General features: G+C 69.2%; 12 protein-coding genes and 1 pseudogene. 3 read left to right on the top strand and 10 right to left on the bottom strand.

Annotated features, from left to right (window positions below; genetic code table 11):
- From VB734_RS06305 to topA, 4 genes and pseudogenes are all read right to left on the bottom strand, one after another.
- Positions 1-334: pseudogene (locus VB734_RS06305) on the bottom strand (NaMN--DMB phosphoribosyltransferase); the annotation flags it as partial.
- Positions 335-340: 6 nt separating this feature from the next.
- Positions 341-1,000 (bottom strand): DUF2232 domain-containing protein, encoded by a 660-nt coding sequence (locus VB734_RS06300; RefSeq protein ID WP_197165464.1) that lies wholly within the window; start codon positions 998-1,000, stop codon positions 341-343.
- A gap of 11 nt (positions 1,001-1,011) precedes the next feature.
- Positions 1,012-1,539 carry a hypothetical protein gene (locus tag VB734_RS06295; RefSeq protein ID WP_322782574.1) on the bottom strand — a complete coding sequence of 176 codons (528 nt, stop codon included), beginning with the start codon at positions 1,537-1,539 and terminating at the stop codon, positions 1,012-1,014.
- The gene (gene topA / locus VB734_RS06290; RefSeq protein ID WP_197165468.1) at positions 1,539-4,292 is read right to left on the bottom strand and encodes a type I DNA topoisomerase; all 2,754 of its coding nucleotides are present in this window, start codon (positions 4,290-4,292) and stop codon (positions 1,539-1,541) included. The genes VB734_RS06295 and topA overlap by 1 nt, the downstream gene beginning before the upstream one ends.
- A gap of 122 nt (positions 4,293-4,414) precedes the next feature.
- Between topA and VB734_RS06285 the strand changes: the two genes are divergently transcribed.
- Both VB734_RS06285 and VB734_RS06280 read left to right on the top strand, forming a co-directional pair.
- Positions 4,415-5,980: an NAD(P)H-quinone oxidoreductase subunit N gene (locus VB734_RS06285; RefSeq protein WP_197165470.1), complete on the top strand. Its 1,566-nt coding sequence runs from the start codon at positions 4,415-4,417 to the stop codon at positions 5,978-5,980.
- On the top strand, positions 5,977-6,708 hold the full coding sequence (locus VB734_RS06280; RefSeq protein ID WP_231594831.1) for an ABC transporter ATP-binding protein: 732 nt from the start codon (positions 5,977-5,979) through the stop codon (positions 6,706-6,708). Before VB734_RS06285 ends, VB734_RS06280 begins: the two co-directional genes overlap by 4 nt.
- A 28-nt stretch (positions 6,709-6,736) precedes the next feature.
- Here VB734_RS06280 and VB734_RS06275 read toward each other — a convergent pair whose 3' ends face one another.
- From VB734_RS06275 to VB734_RS06255, 5 genes are all read right to left on the bottom strand, one after another.
- The gene (locus tag VB734_RS06275; RefSeq protein ID WP_197165474.1) at positions 6,737-7,915 is read right to left on the bottom strand and encodes a M23 family metallopeptidase; all 1,179 of its coding nucleotides are present in this window, start codon (positions 7,913-7,915) and stop codon (positions 6,737-6,739) included.
- A 64-nt stretch (positions 7,916-7,979) separates the two neighbouring features.
- Positions 7,980-8,735 (bottom strand): biotin--[acetyl-CoA-carboxylase] ligase, encoded by a 756-nt coding sequence (locus tag VB734_RS06270; protein WP_197165476.1) that lies wholly within the window; start codon positions 8,733-8,735, stop codon positions 7,980-7,982.
- Between the two features lie 7 nt (positions 8,736-8,742).
- Positions 8,743-9,972 carry an aminotransferase class I/II-fold pyridoxal phosphate-dependent enzyme gene (locus VB734_RS06265; protein ID WP_197165478.1) on the bottom strand — a complete coding sequence of 410 codons (1,230 nt, stop codon included), beginning with the start codon at positions 9,970-9,972 and terminating at the stop codon, positions 8,743-8,745.
- Positions 9,959-10,279 carry a thioredoxin family protein gene (locus tag VB734_RS06260; RefSeq protein ID WP_197165480.1) on the bottom strand — a complete coding sequence of 107 codons (321 nt, stop codon included), beginning with the start codon at positions 10,277-10,279 and terminating at the stop codon, positions 9,959-9,961. Before VB734_RS06260 ends, VB734_RS06265 begins: the two co-directional genes overlap by 14 nt.
- 73 nt (positions 10,280-10,352) lie before the next feature.
- On the bottom strand, positions 10,353-11,129 hold the full coding sequence (locus VB734_RS06255) for a PspA/IM30 family protein (RefSeq protein WP_197165488.1): 777 nt from the start codon (positions 11,127-11,129) through the stop codon (positions 10,353-10,355).
- Between the two features lie 90 nt (positions 11,130-11,219).
- Between VB734_RS06255 and VB734_RS06250 the strand changes: the two genes are divergently transcribed.
- The gene (locus VB734_RS06250; RefSeq protein ID WP_197165490.1) at positions 11,220-11,753 is read left to right on the top strand and encodes a DUF721 domain-containing protein; all 534 of its coding nucleotides are present in this window, start codon (positions 11,220-11,222) and stop codon (positions 11,751-11,753) included.
- Here the strand turns inward: VB734_RS06250 and VB734_RS06245 are convergent.
- Complete coding sequence (locus VB734_RS06245; protein WP_322782573.1) at positions 11,747-13,603, bottom strand: glycosyltransferase family 39 protein; 1,857 nt, start codon at positions 13,601-13,603, stop codon at positions 11,747-11,749. The two genes, VB734_RS06250 and VB734_RS06245, sit on opposite strands and share 7 nt — an antisense overlap.
- Positions 13,604-13,736: the final 133 nt, after the last annotated feature.

The raw sequence follows: 13,736 nt of genomic DNA, 5'->3' as shown, positions 1-13,736 counted from the left end.
CCTCCGGGGCCACCGCGCAGCCCAGGTCGGCCACCAGGGGCACCAGGGCCAGCTCCCGGCAGACCACATGGGAAATCAGGGCCGGGCTGACCCCGGCAGGCAGCGGCGGCAGGGCATGGGGGCGCTGCCCTGACGGACCGAGCAGGAGCAGCTCGGCGTCGGCTGCGGCGGTGCCCAGCCGCACCTCAGGGGTGGCTCCGGCCGCGGAGATTCCCGGCACCGCCGCAGTGTCGGTCCCGGCGAGCAGCACCAGCACCTGACTGGCGGGCCAGTCGCGCGCCAGGCGTTCGCACCAGCGTCGGGCCTGGTCGGGGTCACCGCAGAGGCTGATCAAGGGGAATCAGAGGGGATCGAGCGCCACCAGGGAACGCAACAGAGGCGGCGGTTCACTGATCGGGGCCTGCAGCCGGGGAAAGATCCAGTACGCCACAGCATGCAGGGCGAGAACGTAGATCAGGTTCTGCACCAGCACCAGCACCAGAGCCATCAGCTGCACCTGCAGCAGGTCAGGGCCGACTCCAAGGTTGAGCACTGAGCTGAGTCGCTCGAGGACGCCGGCGGCGGCGGCGGTGATCAGCACCCAGAGATTCTCCCCCAGCAGCACGGAGAGCACGGCGACCCGCACCAGAAAGCCGGCACTGCCGATCAGCAGGCCCACGCCCCAGGTGAGCCACCAGCTGCGGCGTGCACCCCAGCCCCAGCCCAGCCACAGGGCCAGCAGTCCGTAGGGGAACAGCACCAGGGGGCCCCGGATCGGGCCCATCAGCGCCACCAGCAGCAGCGACGCCACCACCGCCCCCTCCCAGCCGGGCCTCCAGCCCTGACGCACCTGGAGCAGGGCCAGAGGCAGGGGCAGGGCGAGGCGGAACAGGGCTCCGCCCACGGGCAGGTAGTAGAGCCCTGCCCAGAGCAGGGCGGTGGCGGAGGCCAGATAGGCGGTTTCCACCAGCTGACGGGCCTGGCGGCGGCTGAGGCTGGTGTTGGGAGACGACGGAGGCACCACAGAGGAACTCAGCGGGGGGCCGGGGCGGGGCTGGAGTCTGGGGCGGCGGGGCTGGTGCCTGCGGCAGCGGCGGAGCGGCCCCCATCGGCGGGCATCCGCTCGATCGTCTCCACTTCGAAGCTCACCCCAGCGGCCCGCAGGGCCTCGGTGACCGCCTCGGCGGGGGCGGAGGGGTCAGCCCCAGGCAGCTTGATGGTGATCCGGTAGGCGGCGGAGCCGGCGGTCGGCTTGACGGGCCTGGAGGCGACAGCCCCATCAGGCTTGGCCGCACCGCTGGCAGGAGCCGCAGCCGCCGGCGGGGAAGGCGCAGGCAGCGCAGTGGACGGAGACGACGTCGACGGAGACGTCGCGGCGGCTGGTCCGCCGACCGGGCCGGCCCCTGAAGATCCGGAGGCCGTGCCTGCGGCCGCGGGCGTGGCCGGTGTCCCGAAGCTGCCGGAGAGTCGCTCACCCAGGGGTGTGCCGCTGCAGGCGGCCAGGGAGGTGGTCAGGACGGCCGCCAACCCCACCAGGCTCAGACCACGGGCGAGGGGCATCAGCCCTGGCCGGCCTGGATGATCCGCACCGCGCTGGCCCTGGGGCGGCCAGTCTTGGTGGTGGTGGGACTCTTGGGTTTGCCGGCGGCGTCGGCTTTGGGCTTGGGTTGAGCTTTGGGCTTGGCCTTCGACGCGGTGGTGGCCTTGGTGGCGGCGGCTTTCGTTGTGCCGGCCTTGGCGGTCCTGCCGGTCTTGCCCTTGCCGCTGCTGGCCTTGGCCGCCAGCAACGCCACGGCCTGCTCCAGGGTGATGTCCTCGGAGCCGGTGCCCTCGGGCAGGGAGGCGTTGACCTTGCCCTGCTTCACATAGAGGCCATAGGGGCCATCGAAGACCTGGACGGGTTCGCTCGCTCCTTCGGGGGTGCCCAGATCCTTCAGGGCCGTGCGACCGCCCCGCCCACGCTTGGGCATGGCCAGCAGCTCCAGGGCCCGAGAGAGGCCCACCATCAGCACATCGTCCTCGGCCTTGAGCGACCGGTAATCCTTTTCGCCCTTGCCCTTGTCATGCACCACATAGGGACCGAAGCGCCCCAGCCCCGCCTGCACCTTGCCGCCTTCGGGGTGCTCCCCCAGCAACCTCGGCAGCCGCAGCAGGCCGAGGGCATCCTCAAGGCTGAGCTCCTCGGGCTTGATGCCCTTGGGAAGGGATGCCCGCTTCGGCTTGGGTGTCTCGTCGCTGACCTGGCCCCGCTGGAGGTACGGGCCGTACTGACCGAAGAGCAGGTAGATCGCGTCGCCGGTTTCCGGATCGACGCCGATCGATTCCGGGCCTTCGCTCTTCTGGCGCAGGATCAGCTCGGCCTGCTCACCGTCAAGTTCTCCCGGAGTGATCTCCTGGGGCAGGGTGGCCTTGATCAGCTCCTCGCTGCCGTCATCGCCCACCTTCCTGGCCTCGAGATAGGCACCGAAGCGGCCGATCCGCACCACGCAGGGCAGCCCCTCCAGCTCGATCGTGCGCGAGACGGTGGGGTCGATGTCGTCCTCCCGCTGCTGCACCTGGGTCTCCAGGCCCTTCTCACCCTTGTAGAAGTCCGTGAGGTAGGGGAGCCACTCCAGCTTGCCGGTGGAGATCTCGTCCAGGCTCGACTCCATCCTGGCGGTGAAGCTGGTGTCCACCAGATCGGGGAAATGGCCCTCCAGCAGAGCGGTCACGGCAAAGGCCGTGAAGCTGGGAGTCAGGGCATTCCCCGCGAGGGTGGCGTATCCCCGATCGATGATCGTGCCGATGATGCTGGCGTAGGTGGATGGGCGGCCGATGCCCTCCTTCTCCAGCATCTTGACCAGCGCGGCCTCGCTGTAGCGCGCCGGCGGCTGGGTCTGGTGGCCGAGGGCTTCCACGCCCGCGCACTCGGGCCGGTCATCGACGGCGAGGGACGGCAGAAGCACCTCCTGGCCTTCGAGGGCGGCCTCGGGATCGTCGCTGCCCTCCACATAGGCCCGGAAGAACCCGGGGAAATCGATGCGCTTGCCGCTGGCGCGGAAGCTGGCGTCCGCCACCTTCAGCTCCACGCTCAGCATCGTCAGCCGCGCCTCGGCCATCTGGGAGGCCACGGTCCGCTTCCAGATCAGTTCGTAGAGAGCCAGATCCTTGCCGTCCAGGCCAGTGTCCCTGGGGGTGCGGAAGGCGTCACCGGAGGGGCGGATCGCCTCGTGGGCCTCCTGGGCGTTGCGGGCCTTGGTGGTGAATTGCCGGGGCGCCGGGCTCAGATACTCGGCACCGTACTTCTCGCTGACGCAGGCGCGGGCGGCATTGATCGCCTGATCGGAGAGATGCACCGAGTCGGTGCGCATGTAGGTGATGAAGCCACGCTCGTAGAGGCCCTGGGCGGTGCGCATGGTGTCGCGGGCCGAGAGGCGCAGCTTGCGGTTGGCCTCCTGCTGCAGGGTGCTGGTGGTGAAGGGCGGCACCGGCTTGCGTGTGGTGGGCTTGGCTTCCACCTCAGCCACCCGCCAGGGCTGGCTGAGCACCGTTTCGCGCAGGCTGCGGGCTTCCGATTCCTCCAGCAGGCGCACCTTGCTGCCGGCCTTGAGGGCTCCGGTGGTTTCATCGAAATCCGAGCCGCCGGCGATCTTCTCGCCGCCGACATGGGTGAGCCTGGCCTCGAAAGCGCTGCCGTCGTGCTCCAGGCGGGCCTTGAGATCCCAGTACGACCCGCTGCGGAAGGCCCGGCGGGCACGCTCCCGCTGGACCAGCAGCCGCACCGCCACCGACTGCACCCGGCCGGCGGAAAGCCCCCAGGCCACCTTCTTCCAGAGCAGGGGCGAGAGGGTGTACCCCACCAACCGGTCCAGGATGCGGCGGGTCTCCTGGGCATGGACGAGCTCCATGTCGAGGTCGCGGGTCTCCTCGAGGGCGCGGCCGATGGCCTCCTTGGTGATCTCGTGAAACACCATCCGCTTCACGGGCACCTTGGGGTTCAGAAGCTCGCGAAGGTGCCAGCTGATGCTCTCCCCCTCCCGGTCCTCGTCCGTGGCCAGCAGCAGCTGATCGGCACCTTTGAGGGCCTCCTTCAGCTCCTTGACGACTTTCTTCTTGTCCTTCGGAACCACGTAGAGCGGTTCGAACTGGTGGGCGGTGTTGACGCCGAGGTTGGCCCACTTCTCGCCCTTGTGGGCCGCCGGAATCTCACTGGCGTTGTTGGGCAGGTCACGCACGTGTCCCATCGACGCCTCGACCCGGAAATCCTTCGGCAGATAGCCGCGGATGGTGCGGGCCTTGGTGGGGCTCTCGACGATGACCAGCGTGTGCGCCACAGGCAGGCATGAACCGGTTCCCTCTTTATCGCATCGGGGGGCCGCCCTGCCGAAGCGGCTGCCCAACACGCCCTGCCATCGCGGCTACAGTCCGCACCATCACGCCCTGCCATAGACCAGTGATGTCGGTGTTTTGCGCCTTGGCCGGTGGAGGAGCCCCGGTCATCACGGCCCTGCAGCTCAACGCCGGCGCCATCGCTCCCGAGACCGCCGTGCTCGTGGCCCTCCTGGCCTGCCTTCTGGTGGATCTGGCCGGGGAGGAGGCCGCCAGCCGCTGGGTTCCGCCCATCTGCTACGGGGGCCTGGGCACGGCCCTGGTCCTGCTGGCCCTGCAGTGGAACGCTCCCCTGGAGCCCTCGTTCCTTGGCTCCTTCCTGGCCGACAACCTGGCGGTCGCCTTCCGCGGAGTCGTGGCCGCCTCCACCCTGCTCTCCCTGCTGATCAGCTGGCGCTACGTCGAACGCAGCGGAACACCGGTCGGGGAGTACGCCGCGATCCTGCTGGCGGCAACCCTGGGGGCGATGTTCCTCTGCGGCGCCACCGATCTGGTGAGCATCTTCATCTCTCTGGAAACCCTCTCGGTCTCGAGCTACCTGCTCTCCGGCTACATGAAGAGGGATGCCCGGTCCGGGGAAGCGGCCCTCAAGTACCTCCTCGTTGGCTCAGCCGCCGCGGCGGTGTTCCTCTACGGCGCCTCGCTCCTCTATGGCCTCACCGGCGGCGAAACCAGCCTGGAGGCCGTCGGCCTGGCCCTGCAGACCAGCGCCACTCCCGTCACGGCCCTGGCCCTGGTGTTCGTGCTCGCCACGGTGGCCTTCAAGATCGCGGCAGTGCCCTTCCACCAATGGACCCCGGATGTCTATGAGGGCTCACCGACCCCCGTGGTCGCGTTTCTGTCGGTGGGCTCCAAGGCGGCCGGTTTCGCCCTGGCCCTGCGGCTGCTGGTGGGCTGCTTCGAGAGCTTCGATGCCCAGTGGAAGGTGCTGTTCACGGTGCTGGCGGTCCTGAGCATGACCCTGGGCAACGTGGTGGCCCTGGCGCAGACCTCGATGAAGCGCATGCTGGCCTACAGCTCCATCGGTCAGGCCGGATTCGTGATGATCGGGCTGGTCTGCGGCACCGAGGATGGCTACGCCGCGATGGTGCTCTATATGGCGGCCTATCTGTTCATGAACCTGGGCGCTTTCGCCTGCATCATTCTCTTTTCCCTGCGCACCGGCAGCGACCGCATCTCGGATTACGCCGGTCTGTATCAGAAGGATCCCCTCATCACTCTGGGGCTGAGCCTCTGCCTGCTCTCCCTGGGCGGAATCCCCCCGATGCTCGGTTTCTTCGGCAAGATCTATCTCTTCTTCGCCGGCTGGGCCGACCAGCAATACCTCCTGGTGGTGGTCGGCCTGATCACGTCGGTGGTGTCGATCTACTACTACATCTCCGTGATCAAGATGATGGTGGTGAAGGAACCCCAGGAAGCCTCGGATGTGGTGAAGGCCTATCCGGAGATCAGTTGGAGCCTCGCTGGGATGCAACCCCTGAGGGCCGCTCTGGTGGGCTGCGTGCTGGTGACCGCCATCGGTGGAATCCTCTCCAATCCGTTGTTCACCTGGGCCAATGCGGCTGTGTCGGGAACGCCGATGCTGCAGCACGCCATCGCGGCCAGTGAATCCGCCGCCGCCGCCCTGGGATGAGCGGACAGGGCGCCCCAGTCACGTCAACTCGTCCCGGCCCCAGTCCGGTGCCACAGGGAGAACCTGTGGCTCGCCTCGAGCACATCACCAAGATCTATGGATCCGGAGATACGGAGGTGAGGGCCCTCGACGACCTCTGCCTCACCGTCCAGCCGGGAGACTATCTCGCCGTGATGGGCACCTCCGGGTCGGGGAAAAGTACAGCTATGAACATCATTGGCTGTCTCGATCGCCCCACCTCCGGCACCTACCTGCTGCGGGGGATTCCAGTGGAGCAACTCGATGACGACGCCCTCGCGGACCTGCGCAACCGCAGTCTCGGCTTCGTGTTCCAGCAATTCCACCTGCTGCCGCAGATGAGTGCGCTCGACAATGTGATCCTGCCGATGGTCTATGCCGGCATTCCCGCCAGGGAGCGTCGCGAACGGGCCGTGGCGGCCCTGGAACGGGTGGGGCTGGCCCAGCGCCTGCGCAACAAGCCCAACGAACTCTCAGGGGGACAGCAGCAGAGGGTGGCAGTGGCCCGGGCGATCATCAACCAGCCGGCCCTGCTGCTGGCCGATGAGCCCACCGGTGCTCTCGATTCGCACACCACCCAGGAGGTGCTGGAGATTTTCGATGATCTCCATCGCCAGGGCATGACGGTGGTATTGGTCACCCACGAGGACGACGTGGCCGCACGGGCCCAGCGCGTGGTTCATTTCCGCGACGGCCGCATCGCTGACTGAATCGACGGACCCAGAATCCGCCAGCAGATCAGCCTGCCGTCTGGGCCGGGGCCACAGGCCGCTCCAGGCTCTGCAGCAGCTGGCCCATCAGCAGGGCGATGGCATCGGGGCCACCGACCTCCGAACCACCGGGATCGAGCATGCCCGGATCAACGGCCACCCAGCCGCCATTCTCCGGCAGCCGCAGTTCGAAGTGGAGGTGCGGACCCGTGCTCAGGCCGGTGCTGCCCACCCGTCCGATCACCGCTCCCTGCTTCACCAGTTCCCCTTCTTTGACGTACAGCTCAGAGAGGTGCCCGTAGAGCGTGCGGCGCAGGGGGTTCCTGTGCTCGATCTCAACCGCCAGTCCATAGCCGCCCGCCACACCACTGCTCACCACCCGCCCGGAGAGGGCTGACACCACGGGAGTGCCTTCCGGAGCCGCCAGGTCCTTCCCGGCGTGCATCAGCCAGCTGCCCAGCACCGGATGCAGGCGCCAGCCGAAGCCGCTGGTGGTGACGGCGGAGCCGATCAGGGGGAAGAGTAGCCCGCGGTTGCCATTGCCTGCCAGGGGGGCAGGGCGGGGGGTGACACCGAAGACATCACTGAGGCGGAAACTGCCGCCGGCACCGGAGAGAAGCGCCGAGACAGGCACGGTGATCGGCGGGAGGGGCATGCCGTCACTGCCGAGGCGGCCCATGCCGGCCATCAGAGCTCCGCTGGACGTGCCGCCATCCTCGAGCAGTTCCGCCTCGAGGGGATTGCGCCCGCGCCAGCGCACGGACACCCCGGTGCGGCACTCCTGCTCGGAGAGAGCCCCACTGCTGCAGGCCTGCTGATGGGCCGGCAGCTGAGCGGGCCGCAGGGCACCGGAGGACTGGACTCTGCTGCGCTCGGCAGGGGTGACGATCCCCTGGCGCACCAGTTCATCCAGCGACTGATCAAAGCGACGGGTCCTGGCCTGGGGAACCCGGTCGAAGCTCGGCTTCAGGGCTGCCGGGGGATCGGCCGGGCGAGGGGACAGGGCACGGGGAGCTGGCGCCTGCGGAGCCTCCACCGGGGGCGGCGGGGTCGGAGATGCGGCTGGGGCGGGCGGCTCCACAGGGGCCACCAACTCGGCCGGAGGCTGCAACTGGGCCAGGCTCAGGGGGGCCGATGCCAGCACCAGCGAGCCCAGCAGCAGGCGGGAAGGCCAGGGGTAGCGACGCAAACCGGAATTCGAGCTCATCAGCAGGAGCTTAAGGAAGACCGTCAGTGTTCAGCCGCACAACTGACCCCTGCCAGCGAAGGGCTCAGAAGCTGCGCCTGAGCACGATCCGCTCGTCAGCGCGACTCAGCAGCAGACCCCCATCCACGCTCAGGCCCTCCACGTTCCAGCGGTCCTGGCGATAGGCCACCCCCTCCGCGGGCACCAGCAGGCGCCGTTCAGCCAGGTTGCGCACCAACTCGGCGTCGGTGCTGTTGGACACCGCCCATTCCAGTGCGGTGAGCACGCGAGCCGCCAGGCACGGCACATCGCTGGCCGCGGTACGACGCCCGAGAGCTTCGCGCAGGCTGATCGCCCCGGGCGGCACCCTGTTGTGTCCATTGAGACCCACCCCCACCCGAGCCAGACGAATCGTGGCCCCACGCAGGCTGAGGCGCGGCAGCAGGCCCGCCAGCTTGCGCCCCTCCACCAGGAGATCGTTCGGCCATTTGAGCTGCACGGTCAGGCCCAGTGCTTCGAGCTGCAGGGCCAGTCCCACCGCCACACCCAGCCCCAGTGCCGCACCGGTGGCGGGTTCCTCAGGCCAGGGAAGGGCTGCGCTGAGCCACACCCCGCCCGGCGGTGAGATCCAGGGCCGGCCCCGCTGGCCATGGCCGAACCGCTGGTGGCCGGCCAGCAGCGCCACAGGAGCCTGACCGCCGGAGGCCAGCACCTGGTCGAGCCTCTGCTCGGTGCTGCCGCAGCAGGGCCACCACAGGAGCCGCCAGGGCAGCCGCGGCGCCGTGGCCCTCAGCGGCCGGGCACCCTGCTGGAGACGTGCCGCCTGAATCCGGCCGATCACGTTGTTCTCAACGGCTGGGGCTCAGCGCCCCATCGAGACGTCGCAGCCACCCTCCGATCCGCTCGGCCCCCGCTTCCAGCTCCTCCACCGGGTGCACCAGTGCCAGCCGCATCCAGCCCTCACCGCTGGGGCCGAAGCCATTGCCGGGGGTCAGGGCCACGCCGGTGGCTTCCAGCAGGGCCGCGCAGAACGACTCCGAATCGAGACCCCGTGCCCGAGCAACCTCCGGAAGACCCAGCCAGAGGTAGAGCGCCATCGTGGGCCGCTGCAGGGACCAGCCCTGGGCCTCGAGGGCCGCTGCCATGCGATCCCGGCGCAGCCGGTACACCTCCCGCAGCTTCGCGGGCCACTCGGGTGCCTCCTCCAGGGCTGCGATCGCCCCGGCCTGCAGGGCCAGCGACTGGTTGAAATCGACCACTCCCTTGAGCTGACGCAAAGCGGTGATCAGGGGCTCGGCGCCGATGGCGAAAGCGAGGCGGAAGCCCCCCAGGCACCAGCTTTTGGAGAAGGAAAAGAATTCGATGCCGCAGCTGCGCCAGTGGGGATTGCGCAGCAGCGCCGGTGCCTCGCCGTCGAGCGCCAGATCCACATAAGGGTTGTCATGGGCGAGCACGACGTCATGGTGTCGGGCCAGAGAGACGGCCCTGTCCAGCCAGGCCTGTTCCCCCACCGTGGCGGTGGGGTTGTGGGGGAAACCGAGAACCAACAGCTTCAGCTGATCCCAGGCCGCCGGGGAGATGGCCTCGAAGTGGGGCTTCCAGCCCTGATCGGCGCGCAGGGGCAGTAACTCGGTGCTGGCCGAGGCCAGGTGCATCCCACCGCGGTGGGACGGGTAGTAAGGATCGAGCAGAAGTGCCGGATCGCCTGGGTTCAGCACCGCCAGGGGCAGATGGGCCGTCCCCTCCTGGGACCCCACCAGCAGCAGCACCTCTCGCTCCGGGTCGACCGCGACGTCGAAGCGGCGCTGGGCCCAGGCCGCCACCGCCTCCCGGAACGGCAGGGTGGCCCCATGGAGGCAGTAGGAGGCGCTGCTGGGCTCGCGCAGGGCTGAGGCCATGGCCTCGAGGGCCACCGGCGGCGGGGCCAGGTCAGTGGAGCCGAGGGAGAGATCCAGCAGCGGCGGCCGCCCTGTGGGCAGCCCCGCATTCAGCAGACTCTCGCCATAGGCGATCTTGCGGCGGTCGTTGCGGGCAAAGACCCCCTGCCCCAGGCGGGTGACCCGTTCAGAGATGGGCATCCAGGAAGGCCTTGAGCTGGGGTTTGGCCATGGCTCCCTCATGGCGGGCGAGTTCCTGGCCGTCGCGGAACAGGATGAGGGTGGGAAGGCCCTGGATCTTCTGGCTGTCGCGGGTGGAGGGATTGGGGTCGGCTTCGAGCTTGCCCACCAGCAGTCTGTCCCCGTACTCAGCCGCGGCCCAGTCCATCAGGGGTGCCATCAGCCGGCAGGGGCCGCACCAGGAGGCCCAGACATCCACCAGAACCGTGCCGGAGGCAGCGAGCACGTCAGCCTCGAAGTTGGCATCGGTGAAAACAGCAACGGCCACGGACCCGGTTCAGCTGCAGGGATTGTATGGAGCCGGACCGGTGCGCCTGGCGGATCGCCTTTCTCCTCCGCGCTCAGAGCTTGTCGATCGAACGCTTCAGCTCCTCGAGCTCGGCGTCCACCTGGGCCTCCTGAACGGGCTCCAGCTTGGGCAGTTCGGCGTTGACGGGCAGCAGCGGCTCGGCGGCGGCCCCGCCCTCGAGGCGGTTGCGCAGGGCGGCGAGTTCATCATCCACATCGCTGCCCCCCTGAAGGGCCGCGAACTGGCTTTCGAGATCGGCGCCAGCGAGTTCCGCTGCAGCCTGGCTGCGGGCTTCGAGTGCCTGCACCTTCTCCTCCATCTGCTCGAAGGCGGCCATCGAGGAGTTGGTGCCGAGGTTTCCGACGGCACTCTGAAGCTGCTCCTGGGCCTGGGCCGCCTGGGCACGGGCCTTGAGCATGTCCTTCTTGGTCTTGGCCTCGGCGATCTTGCCCTCGAGTGCCGTGAGGCTGCGCTTGAGGGTGTCGACCTGGCCGGCCTGGCCATTGAGCTGATTGTTGAGGGCGGTGGCCGTCTCCTGATAGGTCTTGCGGCGGCTGAGGGCTTCCCGGGCGAGGTCCTCCTCACCCTTCTTCAGGGCCAGCTCGGCGCGTTCGTACCAGGTGCGGCTCTGGGCCTCGGCCTGCTCGGCCTGGTTCTGGATCCGCTTCTGGCTGGCGATGGCGGTGGCCACGGCCTGGCGCAGCTTCACCAGGTCGGACTGCATGTCCGCCACGGATTGATCCAGGATCTTGGCGGGATCCTCGGCCTTGCTGACCAGATCGTTGAGGTTGGCCCGCAGCAGGCGGCTGAGCCGGTCGAAGAAGCCCATGGGTCGAGGCGGGGGCAACCCGGAGGGTAGCCGCTGTGGCCCGCAGCACCACGGACGGTTGCCCGCACCCTCACTTCCTAATCTCAGATCATGGCCAAGGCTCCGCGAGATCAGGTGCGCCGGATCGGCAACGTGAGCGTGCTGATGCCGGCACCTCCCGCGCCGATCGTGGCGCTGGGCTCCTGTCTGGAGCAGATGCAGCAGGAGTGGCGCCGGGCCGGCAGCCTGGCCGCCCTCTGGCAGGCCTGGCCTCGGATCGCCGGCGACCAGCTCGCTCCCCACTGCCGACCCCTCAGCCTCCATGGCGGCGTGCTGACCGTGGGTGCGCAGCATCCTCAGTGGTTGCAGGCCCTGCGATACAACCGCCATCAGCTCCTGGGCGCCCTGCGCGGGGCCGGTTTCCCCGTCCGCGACCTGCGCTTCCGTCAGCACCAGGCAAGGACCGGCGGACTCCCGGGAAGCGAGGACATTGCCCGGGTCTGGGCCGCCCACCCCAGCCGGGTTGACGTGCACGGGCTGGGGATCTGCCCGGCCTGTGGCAGCCCTGCCCCAGCCGGTGAACTGACCCGCTGGGGGCACTGCGGTCTCTGCCGCCGCAACCGGGTGGAGAGCGAAGGTCAGTAGCGCTCCGGCACCGGCTCCTGCCAGGTCGGGGTCAGCCCGCTGGCCCGCAGCTCCTCAGCCCGACGCTGGAGACGGGTCCGATCGAGACGCCAGAGCCGGTAGAGCCCCGAGCGGCCCAGCTCGACGGGATCCAGCCCCTGCCAGTGGGGTTCCTGGGCTGTGCCCTGATCGATCACCACCAGCACGGTGGGTTGGGCCTCAGGGGAGCTGGGGCTCAACCCCTGGCGGTGTTCCCGCTCCAGGCGGTCGGCCAGATTCACGAGCGCGGTGGGGGAGATGCCCTCGTAGAGCACGACCTGGCGGGTGTAGTAGTGCAGCGAGGGCTTGAGGATGCCCACCATCGCCAGGGGCTCGGCGCCCCGTCGCGCCAGCCGTACCTGCCCGGCCACGGTCCGCACCGGCAGCCCCCTGACACCGTCCCCGAGACTCCACATCGGCAGGACCGCCAGCAACTGGAAGAGCACCAGGGCCAGCTGGGCGGGCACCAGCCCCCAGGGCCGAGGCGTCGGCTTCCAGCACAGCCAGAGACCGGCCAGGGTGGCGAGGGCGAAGCAGGCCGCCGCACGCAGCACAAGACCACTGGCCAGCAACTCCCCCGGAAGGGTCGGCATCTCCGGATCACTGATCAGGGGAATCCAGCCGGGGGAGAGCGCCAGAACCACGCTGAGCAGGGCCATCAGCGCCACCGAGGCCCCCAGAGCCCAGCGGCTGGCACGGCTGCCCTCGGCGGCGGTGAGGGCGATCAGCAGACCGGCGGCCGGCGTGGCCGGCAACCAGTAACTGGGCAGTTTCGTGGCGGCCAGGGTGAAGAAGATCAGCACCGCCAACAGCCAGCAGGCGGCGTAACTGGCCAGGGAACCGGCCATGTCATGCCGTGCGACGCCAGGAGCTGCCGGCCTGCTCCAGCGACGCCACCAACGGCCCAGGGCCCTGAGCAGGCCCAGCAGGAGCAGGGGTGAGAAAGGGAGGCCGGCCACCAGCAGCACCGCCCCGAAGTACCACCAGGGCTGCAGGTGGTGGTTCACCACCGAGGTGAAGCGCTGCAGGTTGTGGTAGCCGAAGAAGCTGGTCCAGAACGCCTCTCCCTCCAGCGCCAGGGCCGCCAGGTACCAGGGCAGACCCACCAGAGCCGTGAGCGCCAGTCCGGGCAGGGGTCGCAGCCGTCGCCAGAGCGACCCCAGGCGGCGCTGACTGAGTCCGAAGCCCAGCAGGGTCAGGCCCGCCAGAGCCAGCGCCACCGGCCCTTTGGCGAGCACCGCCAGCCCGAGCACGATCCAGGCAGGCCAGACCGTTCGGCGGGGGTCAGCCCAGGCCTGCCAGAACAGCAGCAGAGACACGGCCAGACAGCCGGTGAGCAGCGCGTCGCTGACAGCGATCCGCCCCCAGAGCAGGATCAACGGTGAAAGGGCGAAGGCCAGGGCCGCACCCAGGGCGGTGCAGGCGGCACGCAGCCCGCCTGCACCGCCCTGGGGCCAGCGCAGAAGGGTGGACCCGAGGCTGAGCATCACGGCGATCACCGCCAGGGCCGAGGGCAGGCGGGCAGCCCAGGTGCCCAGCGGGTTCCACTGCTCCTGGCCCGGGAGTCCATAGCCCAGAGCCATCAGCCAGTAGATCAGCGGCGGCTTGTCGTAGCGAGGCAGTCCATTGACGTGGGGGATCAGCCACTGACCGCTTTCGGCCATGGCCCGGGCGGAAGCGGCGAACAGGGGAGGTGTCTCATCCACCAGCCCGGTGGCGCCCAGCTGCCAGACGAACAGAGCGAGGCCCAGCACCAGGATCAGGCCCAGGACCGCCCAGTGGCCGAGGGCGGATTGGCCCCCATCCGGGGAACGGGAAGGGGTCGGGGACACGGGTGGAGCCTGGATCGCAGCGAACCTAGGCCGGGGGCAGGCCCTCCTGGATCCAGGTCTCGATCCGCTCGGCGAAGGCCTCCCTGGAGGCGTGGCGCTCCACCCAGCGGCGGCAGGCGGAGCGCTCCAGCCC

This window comes from Synechococcus sp. BA-124 BA4 (genome assembly GCF_034931165.1).
Note: the sequence above shows the minus strand (reverse complement) of the source record. Positions and strands in the feature narration are given on the sequence as shown.

Coding starts and splice junctions, on each gene's coding strand:
- VB734_RS06285 (WP_197165470.1), top strand. CDS start 4,415: ATGTCGGTGTTTTGCGCCTTGGCCGGTGGAGGAGCCCCGGTCATCACG.
- VB734_RS06275 (WP_197165474.1), bottom strand. CDS start 7,915: ATGAGCTCGAATTCCGGTTTGCGTCGCTACCCCTGGCCTTCCCGCCTG.
- VB734_RS06280 (WP_231594831.1), top strand. CDS start 5,977: ATGAGCGGACAGGGCGCCCCAGTCACGTCAACTCGTCCCGGCCCCAGT.
- VB734_RS06255 (WP_197165488.1), bottom strand. CDS start 11,129: ATGGGCTTCTTCGACCGGCTCAGCCGCCTGCTGCGGGCCAACCTCAAC.
- VB734_RS06265 (WP_197165478.1), bottom strand. CDS start 9,972: ATGCCCATCTCTGAACGGGTCACCCGCCTGGGGCAGGGGGTCTTTGCC.
- VB734_RS06295 (WP_322782574.1), bottom strand. CDS start 1,539: ATGCCCCTCGCCCGTGGTCTGAGCCTGGTGGGGTTGGCGGCCGTCCTG.
- VB734_RS06250 (WP_197165490.1), top strand. CDS start 11,220: ATGGCCAAGGCTCCGCGAGATCAGGTGCGCCGGATCGGCAACGTGAGC.